Consider the following 21108-nt stretch of genomic DNA (forward strand, 5'->3'; position numbering starts at 1 on the left):
AGACTTATGTACAAAGTTGCATTTTTTGATGTTGACGGTACGCTTTTAAGCGAGATTGATAGAAGTATGCACGAAAGTACAAAAGAAGCGGTACAAAGATTAATAGATAAGGGGATTCACGTAGTTGTTACAACAGGGAGACCATATAGTTTATGCTCACAATTTAAGGGGTTAGGCATAAATACGTATATTTCTGCAAATGGTGCACATATAAAATGTGGGGAAGAAGTTATACATAAATCAGTACTTTCAAGCGAAATCGTTCATGATATTTCAAATTTTGCTGAATTACATGGTCACAGTGTTTCTTACTTTACAGAAGAATTTGCAATGAATGATATTGCCTCCAAAGATGAACGTGTCATACGAGCGTTAAATGAAACTTTAAATTTAGAGCGGTATCCTGACAAAGTTAAAAACTTGTCAGATGAGATGTATTGCATATGTCTGTATGCTGATGAAACAGAAGCTCAAAAATTCGTTGAAAGATATCCAGCACTTACGTTTGACCGTTTTCATGGTTACGTTATAAATGTATTGGAAGATAGTAAAGTATCGAAGCTAACTGCAATTCAAAAAGTATTGGAACATTTAAATATTAGTAAATCAGAAGCCATTGCTTTTGGTGATGGTGGAAATGATATTGAGATGTTGCAGTATGTAGGATTAGGAGTTGCGATGGGAAATGGTGGAGAGGAGTTGAAGAGAAGGGCTGATTTCGTTACAACGAAGGCGAGTGAAGGCGGAATTTCTTATGCCTTAAAGAAGTTACGCATTATTTAAAACTAATAGTTAGTCAGTGTGAAGAATCCTGTTTTAATAATGGCTTTTGTTAATATGTATACTGTTTTAGGGAATTATTTGAGCTCTCCTACTTACAATTTAACTGCAGAACAAATCCTTTATTTTCGCTTAGCGGGGCTATTGGGTATGTTGCTGTCACCGCTGGCAGGTCGTTTAACAAAGAGGTTTGAAGTAAGAAAAGTTCTTCAGGGAGGATTGTTGATCGCTATTTTTAGTCTAAGTTCAATGGGCTTTGTTTCGTATCTATCTCTACTTGTAATGATGAGTGTCTGTTTTGTAATAGGTATTGCTATATCCGTTCCGTCTTTAGTTTCTCTTGTAGGTCAATTAGGAGGGAAAGCAAGGGGAATAGCGGTATCTATTTATACTTTTATTTTATTTTTAGGTACTAGTATAGGACCTATCATTTCTATTTATCTTATGAAAATAGGAGGTTATGCTCAAACATTTATTTTATTAGGAATGATACTTTTTATTGGTTTTGTAGCTTCTCTATTTATCATTAATGAATGAGTGGAAAATCACTCAAATAAAGGAATGCGAGGATCTTTCATATGCTCACATAATAAAATATGAATTTGTCCACGATGATGATAAAAGTGTGCAACAATTTCAAGTAACCATTCAAAGCGCGAATAAGAAATACCCCAATAGGCAGTCATAACTTCTGCTAATTCTATTTGGGAGTAGGAAAGAAATATTTTAGAGAGAAGGTTGTATCCTTCAATCATCGTTTGTTGCATGTGAGCAATTGTTACGGGCGTATGTTCTATATAAAAGGTATGTAATTCTTTTTCTGAAATACCATTTAAAATGAGTAAATCAGCATGACAAATAAGAGAAAGATGTGCAAACATTTCAAATAATGATCGTTTTGAGTGAATCGGTTGTATTTTTAAATCGTTTTCATTATATTCGTTAAGTATATAAATAGAAGTATCAATAGCAACTTTTAGTTGATGCAATGCAGATTGAACAAACATTGTAATTCTCCTCGTCTCCGTATATAATAGTTTCTTGAGGATATTATATCATACTCAAAATTCCGAAAATTCTAGTAGTTTGACTAGCATAATGAAAAGTATTATATTGTAAAAGGTCATATGAAACGTGAAATAGAATGGAATGCAATTATTGAGTTAGGAGTTAGACCAATGAGTTTGAAATATGGAAGAGATACAATTGTAGAAATTGACTTAAATGCTGTAAAACATAATGTAAAAGAATTTAAAAAACATGTAAATGATGAAGAAATTAAGATGATGGCTGCTGTAAAAGCGAATGGGTATGGCCATGGGGCAGTTGAAGTTGCTAAAGCTGCAATTGAAGCAGGAATAAATCAACTTGCAGTTGCGTTTGTAGATGAAGCGATAGAATTAAGAGAAGCAGGAATTACTGTGCCGATTTTAATTTTAGGATACACACCAGTAGCGGCTGTAGAAGATGTAATTCAATATGACGTTATGATGACTGTTTATAGAGTAGAAGATTTACATGGTATAAATGAAATTGCAAACCGTCTTCAAAAGAAAGTACAAATTCAAGTGAAAATTGATACAGGAATGAGTCGTATCGGTTTACAAGAAGAAGAGGTTAAACCATTTTTAGAAGAATTAAACCGTATGGAGTATGTAGAGGTAGTAGGAATATTTACGCATTACTCTACGGCAGATGAAATCGATAAATCATATACGAATATGCAAACAAGTTTATTTGAAAAAGCTGTTAATACAGCGAAAGAATTAGGAATTCAAATACCATATATTCATAGTTCAAATAGTGCGGGATCAATGGAATTAAGTAACACATTCCAAAATATGGTACGAGTTGGAATAGGAGTGTACGGTATGTATCCATCAAAAGAAGTGGATCATTCAGTCGTTTCTTTACAGCCTGCGTTGTCGTTAAAATCAAAAGTAGCTCATATTAAACATGCGAAGAAGAATCGTGGTGTAAGTTATGGGAATACGTATGTAACAACTGGTGAAGAATGGATTGCGACTGTACCAATTGGTTATGCTGATGGTTATAATCGTCAATTATCTAATAAAGGCTATGCGTTAATTAACGGGGTTCGAGTACCTGTTATCGGCCGTGTTTGTATGGATCAGTTAATGTTGGATGTTTCAAAAGCGATGCCAGTACAAGTAGGAGACGAAGTAGTATTCTACGGTAAACAAGGCGACGAGAAAATCGCAGTAGAAGAAATAGCGGATATGTTAGGTACAATAAACTATGAAGTTACATGTATGCTAGATAGAAGAATTCCGCGTGTCTATAAAGAAAATGACGAAACAACTGCAGTTGTAAATATATTAAGAAAAAACTGAATCGTTTTGATTCAGTTTTTTTATTTTTGGCAAGTGAAAAATGCTCTATTTGTACCGTGGAATTGAATGTTCTTAAAACCTACGGATTCCAATGAAGAAATTATTTCTTCATTTGAATAACAAGCTTCTTCAAAAGAAAAGTCACTTCTTGTCCAATTATTATCTATGTCATGTTGAAATAGTATAAAGTTCATTTCTGCTTTTTTATTTTCATTATCATATGTAGAATCAATCGTACAAACATATTCTTTCTCTGAAATATGAAATGAAGCAATCCAGTTTTCAAGAAATCCTTTTTCCATATTCATATCAAATGCGAATATACCCTCGTTATGTAATACGGAGTAAACTTTCTGAAACACATTTTTTAGTTCATCTAAATTCATAATATGGTTTAAACTATCACCGGCAGAGATGACGTAGTGGAATTGCTCATTTATATTGAAATAGCGAGCGTCATCGACGATAAAGGTTGCATTTGGCGCATTTTTACGTGCGTATTCAATCATTTGAGTAGAACCATCTATACCAGTTACTACAAAATTATGATCAAGTAGTTTCCTAGTAAAATGACCAGTCCCACAGCAAAGATCTAAAATATGAGAACGTGGTTGTGCATATTGTAAAACGAGTTTTTCAAAAGCTGGATAGGAGTGTTCGGCAAAATGTCCCCAATGTTTATTATAAATAGATGCGAAAATATCATAATCAGAATAAATAAGTTTTTTAGACATAAATATTCTCCTTGCTATTCATTAAATTATAATAATCATGCTTCATCATAATTTCAAAACCGCATTGTGTATAAAGCTTCAAAGCATTGTTATTCTTTGTTTCAACTTGTAATTCAATTGTTGTAGCACCATTTGTGAAGAGCTTATGTGTCATATAGTTTAAAATAGCTTTACCGTAGCCTTTACCTTGATAGGAAGGGTGGACAGCGAATCCTGATAATATAGTAGAATGATCTTGCTCAGTAACTGTAATCGTTCCTATCATTTTTTCATCGACAAGAGCACTGTAAACTTTATGAGAAGGTGAAGTCATCATTTTTTGTAACCATGTAGCCGTATTTTCTACTGAATCACCAAAAGCTTTACTAGAAATTTCAATAAGATCAAGAAGTGATTCTGAAGTTGCAAGAGTAAGTTGTATATTATTATCTGTTGTTTTTTGAATTTCGTTTGTTTTGAACTCCATACTATATTCACTATATAAATATGGTAACTTTATATGTTTTACAAATTCATTCCCAGAAATAGAATCCCCATTAATAATAAGAAGAGCTTCATCTGTCTCTCTATTTTGTATTTCTTTCATTGCAGTTTGTAAAAGGATAGTTCCGAAACGTTGTTTTCTAAAATGAGGATGTACAAAGCCTATTAGTTCAAGCTTTGTTGGTCTTTCGAAATCGTACATATTTAAAGCGCCAATTAATTGAGTGCCGTTATAAAGAAGAAAATCGTTTATATAATCTTCATTTCGATTTTTTAAAAAGTTGATATGTAAATCTGAAGAGTAATCAAGGTTGTCTTGTTGCCCGCAAATATAAGCCAAATCCTTCATTTGCTGTATTTCACTTTCTGTTACAGAACGCTTTTTCTGAATATCCATTGTTATACTCCCTCTCATTCGTATTTAAAAATAGGTTGGGTGACTTAACCATTTCTTTAATTCCACATTACCTTGCACAGATAACAGTCGGTATAAATAACGATAAGGCTGTCTATATTCTTCTAAGTGAGGAATAGACATAATTGTTTCGTAACCACTTTGAAAGGCATGTGCTTCTTTTTCGGTAAGTACATATTCTAGTCCGATAAAATCAAGCTCTCGCGGAGCAACAGCGTAAGCTTCAGTATCTACTAAACCCGTAATAGTTGTACCGTCAGATAAAAATTGAGTAGGATCCATATCAATTAAGACGAGTGTAGATTCCTTTGGTACGGACAGGGAAGAAAGTTGTGATTCAAAGGTAGGGAATGCATTTTGTATGCTTTCATCATCGGAATAAAAAATATTCACAAGCTCTTTACTCATGTTTAAAATATGTGATTGGAATTCATCTAGTGGAACTTGGAACGTGCCTGACGGATTTCCTATGAAATCGGCTTTAAATTTATGTATTTCTGCAAGTCCTTTTCCTAGGCTGAATAAAATAGAATCTGGTTGCTCGATAAAAGATTGAACTGTGTTACCTACTAACTTTTCAACCACCACAAATTCACGGCCATTTAAAACATGTTTTTCTAATATTGTTGGGATAGGAAGATTCGTATGTTCTTGCAGCAATGTATGTACCGTTTCTAAATGATGGACGTTCCTTGGATCAATTCCAAATAGATTTTTACATCCCCACCAAAAATCATTATTTGGTTCTTCATTCATTTTAGAAGCACGAACGATAACTTCTGTATCTTCTGTTTGAACGAGAAAAACATCACTTGCATGATCTTCATAACCTGGGTGCAAGGCTTGAACGGATAGAATAGGTGAATTGAATAGTTGTTGTAACATGAAAAGACTCCTTTTTCTGTAAATTCTATAAAATTATTATATAACAGATGATGTGTTATGAGGATAAAGATAAAAAGATTCAAAGCATACTTACATTTATAGTGAAAACTCATTAAAAATATTATATTTCTCTATTTTTGCATGAATTGTCTGAAAATAATGGTGGTAATACTTGAATGTAAGACTCGTATCTTTAAATCTATGAAGAGTAAAAGTAAAATTAAGCATTCATTTATAAGATTGTGAATCATAATAATGTAGAGTATTGAAAATATTTCTCAATAATAAAATGAAGAGAAAAGCATGAAGAAGTAGAATGCATTCATTTATAATAGACTTAAATTAATTAATATGATTAATTGTTAATTTTATTATATTAACTGGATAGGAGAGAATATTATGGCAAATGTACTCGTAATAAATTTCCCTGGGGAAGGTCATATTAATCCGACTTTAGCTATTGTAAGTGAGTTAATTCAGCGAGGGGAAACAGTTGTTTCTTATTGTATTGAAGATTATAGAAAGAAGGTTGAAGCAACAGGTGCGGAATTCCGAGTGTTTGAGAATTTTCTCTCTCAAATTAATATTATGGAACGAGTAAATGAAGGTGGGAGCCCTTTGACAATGCTATCTCATATGATTGAAGCATCAGAGCGTATTGTTACTCAAATTGTAGAAGAAACCAAAGAGGAAAAATACGATTATTTAATATATGATAATCATTTTCCAGTAGGGCGTATTATAGCGAATATTTTACAATTACCAAGCGTTTCATCTTGTACAACGTTTGCTGTTAATCAGTACATTAATTTTCATGATGGGCAAGAATCGAGACAAGTAGATGAAATGAATCCATTATATCAATCTTGTTTAGCGGGAATGGAAAGATGGAATAAGCAGTATGGAATGAAATGTAATAGTATGTATGATATTATGAACCATCCTGGTGATATTACGATTGTATATACTTCAAAAGAATATCAGCCGCGTTCAGATGTATTTGATGAATCGTATAAATTTGTAGGTCCATCAATTGCTACTCGAAAAGAAGTGGGGAGTTTTCCTACTGAAGATTTAAAAAATGAAAAAGTAATTTTCATTTCTATGGGAACAGTTTTTAATGAACAACCTGCTCTGTATGAAAAGTGTTTTGAAGCGTTTAAAGATGTAGATGCGACAGTCGTATTAGTCGTTGGTAAGAAGATAAATATAAGTCAATTTGAAAATATCCCGAAAAACTTTAAGTTGTATAATTATGTCCCGCAATTAGAAGTTTTACAGCATGCTGATGTATTCGTGACACATGGTGGTATGAATAGTTCGAGTGAAGCGTTATATTACGGTGTACCATTAGTTGTAATTCCGGTAACAGGAGATCAGCCATTCGTTGCAAAACGATTGACTGAAGTAGGGGCAGGCGTAAGACTTAATCGTAACGAGTTAACTTCTGAATTGTTACGTGAGACTGTAAAGAAAGTAATGGATGATGTAACGTTTAAGGAAAATAGTCGTAAAGTGGGAGAGTCGCTTAGAAATGCTGGTGGATATCAAAGGGCAGTTGAGGAAATACTTGAATTAAAAATGAATCCGTACGTAAAGATTAAATAGATGTTAAAAACACACTTACTTTTAATTTGTAAGTGTGTTTCTAGTATTACGCGTTACATGCGTTACATAAAAATAGCGATAAAGGTGAAACTTTTGTGTATATAAATCGATACCTTTGAATTAGTAGTAAAATTACGTTAAAATAATACTAAGAAAATATATAAGTTTTGGGGGTAATTAATGAAGAAAGTATTTGAATACGTATTATTAACAATTGGCTCAATTATAGTAGCAGGTTCATTAGAGCTTATTTTAGCACCTAATGGATTAGTAGATGGCGGGGTAACGGCTATTGCTATTATGGCAAATAAAGTTGCAGGATTGCCGCTTTATGGCGTTTTTTTAGGAATTAATATCCCAATTTTATTATTTACTGCAAAAGTAATGGGAAAGAAATTTTTTATCCGTACATCTTATGCGAATGTAGTTACAACACTCGGATTAATTTATTTAAAACCATTTCCTGCAATTACGACTTCTGAGTTATTAATTGTACTCTATGGTGGAGTGCTGTTCGGAATTGGTGTTGGGATTGTTGTTAAAATGGGTGGAGCAATTGACGGTTCGGAAATGTTAGCAGTTTGGATGAATAAACACTTTAATGTACCAATTAGTACATTTTTACTTGCAGTAAATGCAGTTATTTTCATCTTTGTTGCCATTTTATTTTCAATCGAACAAGCGATGTTCTCATTAGCAATTTTCTATATTGTTACGAAGATGATTGATTTTATATTAGATGGTATTAATCAAGGTAAGAGCGTTATGATTATTTCTGGTAAGAATAAAGAAATAGGCGATTTACTTATGAAAGAATTGCAACTATCTGTTACGTATCTACATGGAGAAGGTGGTTTTTTAGGGGAGCATAAGAGAATCATTTATTGCATTACAAACCGATTCATTTATCCGAAAATGAAAGATCTCGTTCTCTCTGTAGATCCAACCGCTATAATTGAAGCTTCCTATTCAACAGAAACGACTGGTGTGAAACGTCCGGGAAGGAAAGCTAGGTCAGGTGAGTAACTAGAAGAAGGCTGTCCAAAAAGTTATTTTGGAACAACCTTCTTTTTTATTTTGTTGAATTGTTAGTATGTTACAAGTTAAACCCACTGTTAACAAGTTTCCTTGCAACTAGGGAACCAAGCGTCTTTCAATAATGTAGCCAACGGCTCAATTTTATTTTCCGGAATACTACCAAAACCGAGTAATACATATGATTCCTTGCGTAAATCATTCATGAAATCATATGGAGAAAGTGGGTATAATTTAACGCTTTGTTTTTTAGCGGATTCAATCAGTTCATTTTCATTCATACTGTTATGTACACATAAAACAATATGAAGTCCGGACTGTTCGCCAAGAATTTGAACATTAGCTCCCATTTCTTTCATAATGGATTTTACTAACACATGATGTTTTCTTTTATAAAGTGTACGACTCCGATTAAGGTGACGTTCCCAATTCCCGCTTTGTATAAAGTTAGCAAAAGCAAGTTGTTGTATTGTAGCCACTGTTTGTTTAAAAATTCCATGCAGTTCTTGATATGTTTTTGAAAGATGTGGTGGTAAAACAACATATCCCATTCGTAAAGAAGGTAAAAAAGATTTTGAGAAAGTCCCCATATAAATAACGCGTTCATTTGAATCAAGACTTTGTAAAGAAGGAATCGGCTTACCAGCGTAGCGAAACTCTCCGTCATAGTCATCTTCAATAATGTATCCATTGCAATCATTAGCCCACTTTAACAATTCTAATCTTCTAGATAAAGGCATAATAATCCCGAGTGGAAATTGGTGTGATGGTGTAACGTATGCGACATTGGAATTTGTATTGTATAAGCTAGAAATATCAATCCCTTTTTCATCCAAAGGTATGGGATGAATTTGTCTATCACAGCTTTTAATGATTGCGTGTATACGGTGAAATCCAGGGTTTTCAATGCCGTATTCTTTTGTAGGGCCAAGCAGTTGAAGTAGTAGCCAGAGAAGTGGCTGTGTTCCGGCGCCAATCACAATTTGATCAGGTGAAGAATGTACACCGCGCGAGTGATATAAATATGTTGATATATGTTCTCGAAGAGCGAATTCACCTTGAGGATCTTCTTTGGAAAATAGTGCATTTTCGTATGTAAGTATGGATTCTTGTAATGCTCGTTTCCAATTTGTAATCGGAAAAGTAGTTTGATCAATAAGCCCTTGGCTACAATCATATTCAAATTTTTCGTCTATTAAATTGCTCGTCTTCTTTGCTGTATTTCGTTTTTTATTTGGGATAACGTCAATATCGAAATTTGCTACAAAAATACCACGTTTCGGTTTACTTTCTACATAACCTTCAGCTAATAATTGTTGATAAGCTGATTCAACAGTAATGCGGCTAATAGTAAGTTGTGATGCTAAATTTCTGTGTGAGGGTAGACGTGTGCCAACAGAAATAGCCCCTTGTATAATTTCAGCTTTTATATATTCGTAAATTTGCAAGTAAATAGGTGTGTTACTTTGTAATTGCAATGGGATAGTAAAATCCATATAAAACCCTCCTTTAAAACTGGCCTTATAAAAAATACTTAAACTGCCACTTAAGTAAAGGGCAGTTACTTTCTATAATAATGATATAACATTTAGAAAATTAAATAAATAGTTAAGGGAGAGTTAAAAATGAATGTTAAAGAAGTAGTAACAGAAGAGCAATTACATGAAGTATTACCTGTTTTACAGCAATTACGAACACAACTTTCAAAAGAGGAAACAGGCACTTTATTTCGAAATATGAAAGAAGAAAATTATAAACTATTTTCGCTGCGTAATGAAGATGATGAAGTTGTTAGCCTTGCAGGTGTAGCGATTTGTACGAACTTTTATAATAAGAAGCACGTTTTCGTATATGACCTTGTAACGGCAGACGCACATCGTTCAAAAGGACATGGAAATGTATTACTTTCGTATATAGAGAACTGGGGAAAGGAAAACGGATGTGAGTCTATCGCCCTCACGTCAGCATTTTCAAGAATTGATGCTCATCGTTTTTATGAAAGAGAAGGGTATGATAAGGTGAGTTATTCTTTTCATAAAGAATTATAAATAAGAAGAAGAAGCTGTCCCGAAAAGTTGGGAACAGCTTCTTCTTCTTATTTCTCAAGTTATTATTGAAACGTAAATAGGTTGTAAGTTATGGTATATGTATTTGAAAAGGTTATATAGTGTTATTGTATCGAATTGTTTTAAGTAATAATAAAGAGAATGATTGGAGCGCTTATACTTGAAAAAAATAAAGAAACTATCAATCCCTAATGATGCTAGAGTTATCGTCATATCGGATATTCATGGAGAATTAAATCTTTTAAAAGAAGCACTACATAAAGTTAACTTTAAAGATGAAGATTATTTAATTATTAATGGAGATCTTTGCGAGAAAGGACGAGATAGCGTAGGTGTAGTAAATTACGTTATGAATCTTGTAAGGAACACTTCAAATGTTCACGTTGTTGAAGGGAATTGTGAAGTTTTAGTTGATGCTCTTCTAAATGAAAATCCTGGTCTTATTAATTATTTATGTACGAGGAAGCATTCAATTTTTAATGAATGGCTAGAGCAATTGGATTTTTCAGTTCATGAAGGTACTTCAATTCGTGAAGTGAAAGAAGCATTGCTAAGTGAATTTTCACAAGAACTATATTGGCTAACGGAGTTGCCAACAGCGATTGAAACAGAAGATTATATTTTTGTGCATGCTGGGCTAGAAGATAGAGTAGATTGGAAAGAAACAGAGCGCAAAAATGCGATAGCAATGCCGGAGTTTTTTTATAAATCACATAAAGCAAATAAGTATGTAATAGTTGGTCATTGGCCAGTCGTGAACTATTCTGAAGAAGCACCGTCTAACAATCCAGTTATTGATAAGGAGAAAAAAATTATTGCAATTGATGGAGGAAATGCAATTAAAGAAGCAGGACAATTAAATGCATTTATTATTCAGAGGAAACAAACGGGCGATACGTTTTCTTATACATATGTAGACTATTTTCCACAGTATGAAGTAATAGCGGATTTTAATGCGAATTCAGAAATGCAGGGCGGAGTGACATATCCGTATTATTACATAGAGCCTATCGAGAAGATGCAAGATTACACCGTATGTAAGCAAAAGGAAACGAATAATTTGCTCACTGTAAAAAATGAATATATGAAACAACTTGAGTCAGGTGAATATACAGTGAAAACCGATATTTCTTGTGCGCAAATAAGCGTTAGGAAGGGAGATCTCGTTTCTCTCATTGATGATAGCTGTTCAGGATATGATTTAATTAAAAAAGATGGCGTAGAGGGGTGGATAGAGAAAGGGATTTTGATTGAGGTGAATAAAAAGGGAAATAATATATTGAGCTGAAATAGGAGGGGATAACCTCCTATTTTTTATTACCTATTTTACAATCACATATTTCAATTAACCTTTTAAATTAGTGGACTGCTTGCTGTCTTTAATAAGTAAATAAATCGTACTCGGCAGAATGATAAGCGTCATTCCTAAAAGAGTTGCTAGTATGCCATAACCTCTATAGGGAGCAGAAACGATAAAAGGAAGTATCGCTAAAAAAATACCTGCTATCATCATTGAAATACTACTAATATTTGAAGCTCTTTTTTCAAGGTGCTTATCATTCCATTCTAATGAAACGGTTGATTTAGTCGTATCAATTTTGGAACTGAAATAACCTATTAATATAAATAAAAGCCCTAATGCTAAAAATATGAAATGATCGAGAGGAAGTGAAAAGCCAAGAGCGATGAGAGCAATGACAATATCGACAAAAAATAAGAATAATAACATTGTGTTGCCGATCCAATGGAGAAATTTCTGGTTACTCGCTGCTTTAGATAAAGCTAAAAATATAAAGAATAAGAAGGAACATATAATTATATTTACGATTACAAAAGTGCTTTTATCCATTGTTGATGTAGGCGTTCCATTGAAGTCCCATTTCGTAACAATATTTGATGGTAAGAAGAAATATAGAATAATATTTGTGGTAACAATAGTGAGAAATAAAGCAATACTAAATCGATTATTCACTGAATCACCAGCTTTCTAAATCAATAATTGGTATCTAATAACAAAATTATACAATATAATATATGATATTAGTTTTGATTTTTCTGAAAAAACATTATAATTATATATGAAATAAAGAGGAATGCAGGAGGGAATTATGCAAAACGTTGTATTAAAGGGGAAGAAAGTTACAATTCGTACAATAGAAGAATCGGATATAAAAACATTATGGAATATCATATTTAAAGAAGAAAGCCCAGAATGGAAGAAATGGGATGCGCCATATTTCTCGTTCTCAATGCAAGAATACTCTTCCTATAAAGAGAAGATGCAAAATCGTTTGAAAGAAGAACCACTGTCAAATTTAATTATAGAAAATAACGGTCAAATCATTGGGACAGTCGGGTTTTATTGGGAATATAAAACGACGCGTTGGTTAGAGATGGGAGTTGTGATTTATGAGCCAACATACTGGAATGGTGGATATGGTACAGAAGCATTGACATTATATAGAGATTTGCTATTTGAAAAAATGGAGATTGGTAGAGTAGGAATCACGACTTGGTCTGGCAATGAACGAATGATGAAAGTAGCAGAGAAAATAGGAATGAGCTTAGAAGGTAGAATGCGAAAGTGTCGTTATTATAACGGAACATACTATGATTCTATTCGAATGGGAATAATTCGTGAAGAATGGGAAGCACTATGTGTAACGAAGGGGTGAGAAAGATTGTAGGCTATTATTGCTACATTCGATTGTGTATTTACTGATAAAATTACAGAACTGCAAAATGAATTAACAAATGTAATTGGAACAAATCAATTAGCTGGAGAAGAACCTCATATTACGATTGCAGATTATAATGAGTTAGATGTTAATTTGTATATTGAAAAATTAAAGGAATTTGTAGCTATTCAAGAAAACATGTCTGCAGTCACTTTTCCTTCTGTTGGAACCTTTCCTACTAACGGTACGATTTTTCTAGCGCCGACTGTTACCGATGATTTATTGAGACTTCATCATTTTTATCATGATCATTTCAAAACTTTTCATGATAATTCAAATTCATATTATGTACCAGGAAAATGGGTTCCGCATTGTACGATTGCGAATCATTTGAATTCAACTCATTTTTTAAGTGCGATGGAGTATATATATGAGAATTTTGATGTTACAACAGCTTCGATTGAAAAGTTAAAATTAATTAAGGTCAATTATGAAAATGGTTCTGCCGTTTCTTCTAGTATATTAGCAGAATATAATTTAAAGAGAATGGAGACATCGAGATGACATATATAATTAGAGAAATGAAGCAAGAAGATATTCAGGCTGTACAATCAGTAGCAAAAATAGCTTGGCATGATACATATGAAGGCATTATTCCGAAAGAAATTCAAGACAGCTTTTTAGACGAGGCATATTCTGATGAAAAAATGAAATATCGTCTTAAAAATACACATTTATTTGTTGCGGAAGAAGAGGGTGAAGTAATAGGGTTTGCGAACTTTTCACCTGTTAGACTACAAAACGAAGCAGAATTAGGTGCGATTTATTTGTTGCCAGATCAGCAAGGAAAAGGGATCGGAAGTGCTTTATTACAAAGAGGGATTAAGGCATTAAATGGGATACGGAAGTTGTACATACATGTAGAAGCAGCAAATGAAAAAGGAAAACGCTTTTATGAAGCGAAAGGTTTTGCTGAATTAGAGCAATTTGAAGAAGACTTTGAAGGACATATGATGCAGACAGTAAGGATGGTTTTATACGTATAAGGAGGACTAGTAATGAAAATTTTTGATTTTAGTGAAAAAGTAGGAAAGCACCTATCAGTATTTCAATCTAATTTCATCATGTCGAAAATATTAAACCATCGAGGGAATATACATATAGGTGCTATGCATTTACACGAGAATGGAATCATCGGTAATCATGAAGCAGTTGTATCTCAACTGCTTCTTATTGTGGAAGGAGCAGGATATGTATGTGGGGTAAATAAAGAAAAGATAAAGATAGAGGCGGGACAAGCTGTGTTTTGGGAAAAGGGAGAGCTCCATGAAACAAGTACAGAACACGGATTAACAGCAATTGTTATGGAAGCGGAGAATCTTGAACAAGCGATAGTAATGCCTATTATTCAAGGGGAGTTGTGAAAAATGATAATTAAGGCGAATCAAGAAGATACCAATGAAATATTAAAATGTGCGGCTCAATCGCTTTTTGAAGGGACGAGAGGCAATTGTCAATTAAGTACCGAGAAAGCGATTGAAATTACAAAGCCGATTGTAGAAAAAGGAGCATACTATTTAATCGTTAAAGAAAAAAATAAAGTAATGGGATGGATATTAATAGGGGAAAATACAGACTATTTTTCTCGTGAAAAACTTGGATTTATATATGAATTGTACGTCTTCCCAGAATATCGCGGGAGAGGATTATCGCGAGAACTGATGGAAGCTGGTATTAAAGAATTAAAGGAGAAGTATTTAGAAATTCGGTTGAATGTATTTGCTGGGAATTTTGCAAAAGAGATGTACGAAGAGTTTGGGTTTGTTGAAAGGCAGGTAATTATGACTTTGAAGTGAGTATTATATTCTGAATGGGAGAAAACAATGATTTAGTGGCTACTTTATCGCTGGAATTTAAAGCGATAAAGTATAAAATAGATGGTTTGCCTTTATTTTATAGTAGATTGATAGAGTATGCTTAAAAATAAATAAATTAATATTATACAATATATCGTTATTATAGTAAAAGAGAAATTTTGGAAAAATATCATTTTTTTGTTTAGAAATTTTTAAATTATTGATATAATCAATTTGTAGAATTGATTATTGGTTAATTTTACTATTTTTTAATTTTAAGGGGGATTTAATAATGGCAGGACAAATTCGTATGTCACCAGAGGAGCTTAAATCGAAAGCGACTCGATATGGACAAGGTGCAAATCAAATTGAGGACATTTTACGTCAACTACAAAACTTACAAAATGAATTAAGAGGAGAATGGGAAGGTCGTGCTTTCGAAGGTTTTGACCAACAGTTCAATCAATTAAAGCCAAAAGTACAAAACTTCGCACAGCTATTACAAGAAATTAATATGCAGCTTAATAAAACTGCAGAAGCTGTTGCTAGACATGACGAAGATCTTTCTCGTAATTTCGGTCTACAATAAGACAGATAAAAAGAAATATATAATTTAGCCATGCAGCCATACGTTGTATGGCTAAATTACTTTAAAACTAGAGTAAGATACGAAGTCTTTCGTTAGATAGACTTGCAGTCGCAGGAGTGATAAGTAGTGAAAAAGTTCAAATGGAGCATCTTGTTGTTTATTATTTTAGCTCTTGTACTATCGACAGGGGTCTCCTATTTAGCATTAAATCAAAATGTTAAGAAAGCTAATGAGAATACTACACCAAAAATGACAGTTGCGTTGGTAAATGAAGATCAGGGCACTGTATTTGAGGGCAATAAAATAGCGTTTGGAGATCAATTTGTTAAAAATGTAAATAAAAATATGAAACAAGAATGGTACGTAGTTAGTCGCGGGGTAGCGGAAAATGGATTGAAAAATAATAATTACAATATGATGATTGTTATTCCAAATGATTTTTCTAGGAAGGCAGTTGCGATTGATTCAGAGATTCCGGAGAAATTAACGTTAAACTACAAAGTAAATGCAACTGGGAATAAGGATTTGAAAGCTGAGGCAGAAAATACAGCTTCTGTTATTTTAGAAGATTTCAATAAGCAAATAATCGACGTTTATTTTGCGAGTATTATCGGTAAGCTACAAGGTGCACAAGATAATATAGGTAAAATAATTGAAAAAGGAAACGTTCAAACAACTATGTATAAAAAAGATATACATAGTCCGTTAGCAAATTACACAAATCAATTTAAAACAGTACAAGATTATACAGGTATTTCTGTTAATAGTTTCAAAGGATTTCAGGATGTTTTAAAAGGTTTCGGTCAAGCGTTAGATGAGGGGAATAAATCTAACAATACGTACTTAGATGGTTTTAATAACTTTCAAAAAATGCAAACTGATAATAATTTGTTAGCGAATAATTTCACAAATCAATTTAATCAATATATGAATGATATGAATACAGGCGATGCTTTAAAGCAATTAAGTGCATTGGAATCCGCTAATAAAATTATTTCAAATCAATTTACGTTTTCAGAGAAAGAACCGAATATTTTAACTGATGCTTCAGCAGTTCAAAAATATTTAGCAGATGTAAAAAAACAAGTGTCTGAATATGATACAGAACTTGCTGGAAAGTTAGAAAGTGATATTCAAGAGACGGTAATTAAGAAGTTAAAGCAATCTATGTCGAATGATGGAAAGCAAGAAATCTTTATAAATACATTAATGAAACAACCAGATGTTCGAATAAAGAAACAAATAGAGAATTTAATTGCGAAATTACCTAGTTTAAACATGGAAGAAATCGGTCAAAGTGATTTACCAGATACAACGAAATTACAACTGCAAAATGTAATTCAATTTACAAAAAAATATAATAAAGAAAATGATTTTTATTATGATCCTGTAAATAAAGTATCTTTAGGAAACGCTATTAAAGAAGTAAAGGATAGACTTTATACAGAGGGAATTACATTTAGTGATACTGCTAAAGTAATTAAAATGGAATCTCCGCAAATTTTGAAGATAAAGATTCCAGAAGAATTTAAACTAGATGGAAGTACAGAAGCTTTATATATTGATGATGTGGATCGTACAAGTGACTTTCTTCAAAGCGAAGCAGGAGAAATTACAATAGCTCCTCGTAATGAAGGGGATATAAAGATTAGCTTGCATGTGAAGTTAAAAGATTCAAACATCAATATAGATGTTTTCTCTCCTGTAATGTGGCAGTGGGAATTGAGTGGGACTCATAAAAAAGAAACTAGTCCTGAAAAAGAAAAACCTAACAAAGAAGATAAAGGAACACAAACGGAAAATAGCAAGGTGGAAAATGTGGTTCATAAATCACAGTATGGCATAATGCCGTTAGTACACAGTGCTAAAAACCCTATTATTAAAAAAATGGAAAACACAACAGGGAAAGATAACGGAACCGGAGGAAGCCCAGGAGGCGGAACGGGAGCAGACAACGGAACTGGAGGAAACCCAGGAGGCGGAACGGGAACAGACAACGGAACCGGAGGAAACCCAGGAGGCGGAACGGGAACAGATAACGGAACCGGAGGAAACCCAGGAGGCGGAACGGGAACAGATAACGGAACCGGAGGAAATCCAGGAGGCGAAACAGGAACAGATAACGGTAAAGTTATTGAAAGTACAACGAATCAAGTTGTACATCAAAAAGCAGAAGTATTAACAAAAAATATATCTAGTGTATTAATAAAAGAAGCAGTAGATACAGTCGAAAGTTATCAAGGTTTAATGAGCCTTTACGAAATGTATTATGGGATTGATTTAAGAACGAAAGATGTAGGTCCTAAGTTAGAAGAGGGAAGTTTAGATGCAATTGCGACGGATCAATCTTTGTACTACGTATTAAATAAACAAAGCTTAATTGATTTAATTTCAAATCTTGTGTCATCTAGTATTACGACAGAAGTTAAGCAAGATATGACAGGGTTAAAACAAAAAATAGACTCTTATCAACAATTCATTACTAGTGCGGATCAAAATTCAATACTACTAGCAGAGAAATTAAATGGAACGACGCAACAAGCAACTAGTATGAATGAAAATTTAGGTGAGTATGTAAAAGGTTTAGCGAAATGGCGTGAGAATAGCTTAAAGCTAGTTGAAGAGCAGCAAGTAGTAACAACAAATCATGCTGGTGAGCAAACAGCTGTTTTATCGTTAGATTCTGGTATTAAATCATTAATGATGCAAAGTCAGTCATTGGTCGAAAGTTCGAAGCATAGTTTAGCAACTTCAGACGATGTATATAAAACATTTGATCAAATCAATGGACAAGCAAAAGAAATTCAAGACAGCGGAACGACAATTGTTTCAAAAGCTGATTTATTATTAAATGACTTTACGAAGAAAATGGAAGATGATAAATCATTCTCCAAAAACTTTACGAAAATTTTAGCGAATAGCCGTATTGGAGATCGTCAAAATGAGATGTTATATGACTTTTTAGCTAGTCCAGTTCAAAAGCAAAATGATGGAGTAATTGTAGCAGGAAATGCTTTTACACCATACTTAATTGTATTAACTTGTTTCATTGTTGCATTATTTACAGCATACGCAATTGCGAATCAAGAAAAGAAACGAATGCAATCAGATCATTTTGAAGAGAAATTCTCATTAATTGATATGAATGTACCAACTACAGTAGTAGCTTTCGGTATATCAATTGTGGAAGGGATTAGTATAGGTATCATTTCTGGGCGTCTTTTAAAGTTCGGTCAGGATCAAAGTTTACTATGGATTGCGTTCATCACATTTATTATGATGGCGTTTGTATTAGTCTCAACCTACTTATTACGACAAATAAAAATGGTAGGAATGTTTATACTATTAGTATTTTTAAGCATGTACCTATTTTTAACTGAGGCAGTTGGAAGTAAAGTAGATCAAATGTCGTCTGTCGGAAAGATACGTCAATTCTCACCGCTTCAGTATATAGAAAGTTTTCTAAATGATTTTATTAGTGGTAAAGATACTGGGAAAGTTATTTTTGTCGTATTGTTTGTAATTGCCATTATTGGATTGGTTAGTAATCTATTTGTATGGCATAAGAAATGGGAGGAAAAAGAAGTAAATGATCAAACAATGGAGCATAGTGGCTAAGTTATCATTTCTCTCTATCCTTTTACTGTTTGTCGCGCTACCGATAAGGAGCGCGGCTGACAGTTATCTTGGTGATGATGGGAAGATTAAGTTTAAAGTGGATCGACTTGAAGAAAGCGACCAAGAAAAAAATAAAAAGGAACATAAGGAAACAGAATTAGATAAAGCATCAATTGAGTTATTTAACCAAGATATAGAAGAAGAAATTGAGAAAAAGAAAAAGAAAGAACAAAAAGATATGGAAGCTCTGCGAGATTCTCTTTTTATAAAACAAAAAGAGAATAATAGTGTTAAAGATACGAAAAATAGTTTGTTTAGCAGTGAATACATTGTCAGAAAAAGTGCAGATGAAGTAGCGAGTAATGAAACAATGAATGAAGAGCCAATTAGTATAACAATAATATTATTATTTGGCGGCGGCATTCTACTTATTTGCATCGGTATTTATACGGTTCTTCGTAAAAGTTGGAGGTAAAGTGATGGCAATACAAACACATATCAATGTCACAGTAGATTTTAGTAAATGGAATGGAAATACATACGATTTGCGTATTCCGAATCACCAATCTATTAAATATTTATTGAAAAACTTATTAGATACGCTAAAGATTGATAATCATGAAGGTTCACATTTTGTAATTAAAGTGAAAAATAAGTCAATTATTTTAACAGATAATGATCGTTTAATTGATCACCAAATAACAGATGGAGATATTTTGAAAGTTTTATAAAGAATATTTTTTACTTTTAGTTATTTGAAAATAAGTTATTACGGGTTATAAAGAAAAGGAGAAGAGGATAAACATGACGGAAAAAATAATTCAAATTGATGCAATGAACTATCAATTTCAAATAGAAAAAGAAAATTGGAAATTGGAGATGACCAAATCTCAAACACGTATAAAAGACTTCCGTCAATTCGATATAATTACGGGCGAATCATCTGAATTTGTACCATTAACAATAGAAGAAACGGATGATATGTTTACGTTTCTATATCAAGTAGATAAAAAATTATATAAGTGGGACGATCTTAGCCGTTTTGGAAGAAATGAGAAATTAAGACTACTTCGGAATGTTGCGCAGTTTCGTAAATATTTAAATAAACGAATCACGTTCTTTTTACATCCAGACAATATAGTTTTTAATGCTAATTTAATACCAAGTATTATACATAGAGGAATTCGAGATATTGTTCCGCCAACCCCGTTATTAGAAGAGCAATTTTTAACACAATATAAGTGTCTAATTATTGCTTTATTCTCCCAAAAACATAACTTTGATGATTTGTATGCTGGGTTACTAAAAGATGCAAAAGAAACAACATTTGAACAGACCGTTGCTCAAATGGAAAGCTTAGATGCATTACTGCAGTTTCTTGATGACAGCTTTGAGAAGGAACAAACAAAAACAGAAAAAAATATGCAGTTAGTACCTAAAAAAAGCTATAAATCATTTAAATACTTAGCTTTTTCCTTCATAGCGGCGACAGTTATTTTAGCTGCTCCTTTAATATATTTCACTTTTATAAAATTTCCTTATCAAAATAAATTGTTAGAAGCAAATGCAAGTTTCATAGCAACTGATTATGACAAAGTCATTACGCAATTGAATGAAGAGGAGTTTGAATCATTACCGATTGCATCTAAATATGAGTTAGCATTTGCATACATTACAGCTGAAAAACTAGGTGAAGCTCAAAAGAAATCGATTATGAAAAACATTAGTTTGAAAAGTGATGAAAAGTATTTGCTGTATTGGATGTATAACGGAAAAGGTAATTTTGATAAATCATTAGATTTAGCTAAGACACTTGATGATCCTCAGCTTATTATGTACGGCCTTGTTAAACAAATTGAATCACTGAAAAATAATCCAGATTTATCAGGGGAAGAACGTGATCAAAAGTTAAAAACATATGAGCAACAATTAGATGAATATAAAAAGAAATATGGCAATTCATCAAGCGATAAAAATTTGTCGGACACAGAGAAAAAAGAGTAAGCA

22 protein-coding genes and 1 pseudogene are annotated in these 21108 nt (G+C 32.9%); 17 read left to right on the forward strand and 6 right to left on the reverse strand.

Going from position 1 to position 21108, the window contains the following annotated elements:
- Positions 1-6 precede the first annotated feature (6 nt).
- The gene (locus tag MHI26_RS10395) at positions 7-783 is read left to right on the forward strand and encodes a Cof-type HAD-IIB family hydrolase (RefSeq protein WP_061667219.1); all 777 of its coding nucleotides are present in this window, start codon (positions 7-9) and stop codon (positions 781-783) included.
- Positions 784-813: 30 nt separating this feature from the next.
- Positions 814-1317: pseudogene (locus MHI26_RS10400) on the forward strand (MFS transporter); the annotation flags it as partial.
- An 8-nt stretch (positions 1318-1325) separates the two neighbouring features.
- On the opposite strand, the gene MHI26_RS10405 reads toward MHI26_RS10400, so the two are convergent.
- Complete coding sequence (locus tag MHI26_RS10405) at positions 1326-1787, reverse strand: DinB family protein (RefSeq protein WP_061667218.1); 462 nt, start codon at positions 1785-1787, stop codon at positions 1326-1328.
- A gap of 171 nt (positions 1788-1958) precedes the next feature.
- On the opposite strand from MHI26_RS10405, the gene alr reads away from it, so the two are divergent.
- On the forward strand, positions 1959-3134 hold the full coding sequence (gene alr, locus MHI26_RS10410; RefSeq protein WP_061667220.1) for an alanine racemase: 1176 nt from the start codon (positions 1959-1961) through the stop codon (positions 3132-3134).
- Between the two features lie 20 nt (positions 3135-3154).
- Here the strand turns inward: alr and MHI26_RS10415 are convergent, their stop codons facing one another.
- The 3 genes from MHI26_RS10415 to MHI26_RS10425 are packed head-to-tail and all read right to left on the reverse strand — an operon-like array spanning position 3155 to position 5651.
- Entirely contained in the window at positions 3155-3868 is a 714-nt protein-coding gene (locus tag MHI26_RS10415) for a class I SAM-dependent methyltransferase (RefSeq protein WP_000038482.1), read from the reverse strand.
- Positions 3861-4748, reverse strand: a complete 888-nt coding sequence (locus tag MHI26_RS10420) for a GNAT family N-acetyltransferase (protein ID WP_000354417.1) — start codon at positions 4746-4748, stop codon at positions 3861-3863. The genes MHI26_RS10415 and MHI26_RS10420 overlap by 8 nt, the downstream gene beginning before the upstream one ends.
- A gap of 24 nt (positions 4749-4772) precedes the next feature.
- Positions 4773-5651, reverse strand: coding sequence for a hypothetical protein (locus MHI26_RS10425; protein ID WP_061667217.1), 879 nt, complete (start codon positions 5649-5651; stop codon positions 4773-4775).
- A gap of 399 nt (positions 5652-6050) precedes the next feature.
- Between MHI26_RS10425 and MHI26_RS10430 the strand changes: the two genes are divergently transcribed.
- Positions 6051-7259 carry a macrolide family glycosyltransferase gene (locus tag MHI26_RS10430; RefSeq protein WP_000024470.1) on the forward strand — a complete coding sequence of 403 codons (1209 nt, stop codon included), beginning with the start codon at positions 6051-6053 and terminating at the stop codon, positions 7257-7259.
- Between the two features lie 180 nt (positions 7260-7439).
- Entirely contained in the window at positions 7440-8285 is an 846-nt protein-coding gene (locus tag MHI26_RS10435; protein WP_000755126.1) for a YitT family protein, read from the forward strand.
- 89 nt (positions 8286-8374) lie between these two features.
- Here MHI26_RS10435 and pdxR read toward each other — a convergent pair whose 3' ends face one another.
- Positions 8375-9790, reverse strand: a complete 1416-nt coding sequence (gene pdxR / locus MHI26_RS10440) for a MocR-like pyridoxine biosynthesis transcription factor PdxR (protein WP_061667216.1) — start codon at positions 9788-9790, stop codon at positions 8375-8377.
- A gap of 129 nt (positions 9791-9919) precedes the next feature.
- Here pdxR and MHI26_RS10445 point away from each other — a divergent pair, with 129 nt between their 5' ends.
- Both MHI26_RS10445 and MHI26_RS10450 read left to right on the forward strand, forming a co-directional pair.
- Positions 9920-10342 carry a GNAT family N-acetyltransferase gene (locus MHI26_RS10445; protein ID WP_001101123.1) on the forward strand — a complete coding sequence of 141 codons (423 nt, stop codon included), beginning with the start codon at positions 9920-9922 and terminating at the stop codon, positions 10340-10342.
- 178 nt (positions 10343-10520) lie between these two features.
- Positions 10521-11648, forward strand: a complete 1128-nt coding sequence (locus MHI26_RS10450) for a metallophosphoesterase (RefSeq protein WP_042972406.1) — start codon at positions 10521-10523, stop codon at positions 11646-11648.
- A gap of 57 nt (positions 11649-11705) precedes the next feature.
- On the opposite strand, the gene MHI26_RS10455 is transcribed toward MHI26_RS10450, so the two are convergent.
- Positions 11706-12332, reverse strand: coding sequence for a DUF1648 domain-containing protein (locus tag MHI26_RS10455; protein ID WP_061667215.1), 627 nt, complete (start codon positions 12330-12332; stop codon positions 11706-11708).
- 136 nt (positions 12333-12468) lie between these two features.
- Between MHI26_RS10455 and MHI26_RS10460 the strand changes: the two genes are divergently transcribed.
- From MHI26_RS10460 to essB, 10 genes are all read left to right on the forward strand, one after another.
- The gene (locus tag MHI26_RS10460) at positions 12469-13035 is read left to right on the forward strand and encodes a GNAT family N-acetyltransferase (RefSeq protein ID WP_061667214.1); all 567 of its coding nucleotides are present in this window, start codon (positions 12469-12471) and stop codon (positions 13033-13035) included.
- A 15-nt stretch (positions 13036-13050) separates the two neighbouring features.
- On the forward strand, positions 13051-13602 hold the full coding sequence (locus MHI26_RS10465) for a 2'-5' RNA ligase family protein (RefSeq protein ID WP_061667213.1): 552 nt from the start codon (positions 13051-13053) through the stop codon (positions 13600-13602).
- The gene (locus tag MHI26_RS10470) at positions 13599-14084 is read left to right on the forward strand and encodes a GNAT family N-acetyltransferase (RefSeq protein ID WP_061667212.1); all 486 of its coding nucleotides are present in this window, start codon (positions 13599-13601) and stop codon (positions 14082-14084) included. Before MHI26_RS10465 ends, MHI26_RS10470 begins: the two co-directional genes overlap by 4 nt.
- 12 nt (positions 14085-14096) lie before the next feature.
- On the forward strand, positions 14097-14462 hold the full coding sequence (locus MHI26_RS10475; RefSeq protein WP_000688076.1) for a cupin: 366 nt from the start codon (positions 14097-14099) through the stop codon (positions 14460-14462).
- Positions 14463-14465: 3 nt separating this feature from the next.
- Positions 14466-14894 carry a GNAT family N-acetyltransferase gene (locus tag MHI26_RS10480; RefSeq protein ID WP_000584232.1) on the forward strand — a complete coding sequence of 143 codons (429 nt, stop codon included), beginning with the start codon at positions 14466-14468 and terminating at the stop codon, positions 14892-14894.
- 292 nt (positions 14895-15186) lie between these two features.
- Positions 15187-15483 carry a WXG100 family type VII secretion target gene (locus MHI26_RS10485; protein ID WP_000918601.1) on the forward strand — a complete coding sequence of 99 codons (297 nt, stop codon included), beginning with the start codon at positions 15187-15189 and terminating at the stop codon, positions 15481-15483.
- Between the two features lie 126 nt (positions 15484-15609).
- Positions 15610-19101, forward strand: coding sequence for a type VII secretion protein EsaA (esaA, locus tag MHI26_RS10490; protein ID WP_061667210.1), 3492 nt, complete (start codon positions 15610-15612; stop codon positions 19099-19101).
- Positions 19073-19576: a type VII secretion protein EssA gene (gene essA, locus MHI26_RS10495; RefSeq protein WP_000595661.1), complete on the forward strand. Its 504-nt coding sequence runs from the start codon at positions 19073-19075 to the stop codon at positions 19574-19576. Before esaA ends, essA begins: the two co-directional genes overlap by 29 nt.
- Before the next feature lie 4 nt (positions 19577-19580).
- Positions 19581-19832 (forward strand): EsaB/YukD family protein, encoded by a 252-nt coding sequence (locus MHI26_RS10500; protein WP_061667209.1) that lies wholly within the window; start codon positions 19581-19583, stop codon positions 19830-19832.
- Positions 19833-19905: 73 nt separating this feature from the next.
- Positions 19906-21105 (forward strand): type VII secretion protein EssB, encoded by a 1200-nt coding sequence (essB, locus tag MHI26_RS10505; RefSeq protein ID WP_000136612.1) that lies wholly within the window; start codon positions 19906-19908, stop codon positions 21103-21105.
- Positions 21106-21108: the final 3 nt, after the last annotated feature.

The sequence above is a fragment of the Bacillus sp. FSL K6-1218 genome, from assembly GCF_038006445.1.
Classification (GTDB): Bacteria; Bacillota; Bacilli; order Bacillales; family Bacillaceae_G; genus Bacillus_A; species Bacillus_A thuringiensis_S.

Coding starts and splice junctions, on each gene's coding strand:
- MHI26_RS10395 (WP_061667219.1), top strand. CDS start 7: ATGTACAAAGTTGCATTTTTTGATGTTGACGGTACGCTTTTAAGCGAG.
- MHI26_RS10405 (WP_061667218.1), bottom strand. CDS start 1,787: ATGTTTGTTCAATCTGCATTGCATCAACTAAAAGTTGCTATTGATACT.
- alr (WP_061667220.1), top strand. CDS start 1,959: ATGAGTTTGAAATATGGAAGAGATACAATTGTAGAAATTGACTTAAAT.
- MHI26_RS10415 (WP_000038482.1), bottom strand. CDS start 3,868: ATGTCTAAAAAACTTATTTATTCTGATTATGATATTTTCGCATCTATT.
- MHI26_RS10420 (WP_000354417.1), bottom strand. CDS start 4,748: ATGGATATTCAGAAAAAGCGTTCTGTAACAGAAAGTGAAATACAGCAA.
- MHI26_RS10425 (WP_061667217.1), bottom strand. CDS start 5,651: ATGTTACAACAACTATTCAATTCACCTATTCTATCCGTTCAAGCCTTG.
- MHI26_RS10430 (WP_000024470.1), top strand. CDS start 6,051: ATGGCAAATGTACTCGTAATAAATTTCCCTGGGGAAGGTCATATTAAT.
- MHI26_RS10435 (WP_000755126.1), top strand. CDS start 7,440: ATGAAGAAAGTATTTGAATACGTATTATTAACAATTGGCTCAATTATA.
- pdxR (WP_061667216.1), bottom strand. CDS start 9,790: ATGGATTTTACTATCCCATTGCAATTACAAAGTAACACACCTATTTAC.
- MHI26_RS10445 (WP_001101123.1), top strand. CDS start 9,920: ATGAATGTTAAAGAAGTAGTAACAGAAGAGCAATTACATGAAGTATTA.
- MHI26_RS10460 (WP_061667214.1), top strand. CDS start 12,469: ATGCAAAACGTTGTATTAAAGGGGAAGAAAGTTACAATTCGTACAATA.
- MHI26_RS10470 (WP_061667212.1), top strand. CDS start 13,599: ATGACATATATAATTAGAGAAATGAAGCAAGAAGATATTCAGGCTGTA.
- MHI26_RS10475 (WP_000688076.1), top strand. CDS start 14,097: ATGAAAATTTTTGATTTTAGTGAAAAAGTAGGAAAGCACCTATCAGTA.
- MHI26_RS10480 (WP_000584232.1), top strand. CDS start 14,466: ATGATAATTAAGGCGAATCAAGAAGATACCAATGAAATATTAAAATGT.
- MHI26_RS10485 (WP_000918601.1), top strand. CDS start 15,187: ATGGCAGGACAAATTCGTATGTCACCAGAGGAGCTTAAATCGAAAGCG.
- essA (WP_000595661.1), top strand. CDS start 19,073: ATGATCAAACAATGGAGCATAGTGGCTAAGTTATCATTTCTCTCTATC.
- MHI26_RS10500 (WP_061667209.1), top strand. CDS start 19,581: ATGGCAATACAAACACATATCAATGTCACAGTAGATTTTAGTAAATGG.
- essB (WP_000136612.1), top strand. CDS start 19,906: ATGACGGAAAAAATAATTCAAATTGATGCAATGAACTATCAATTTCAA.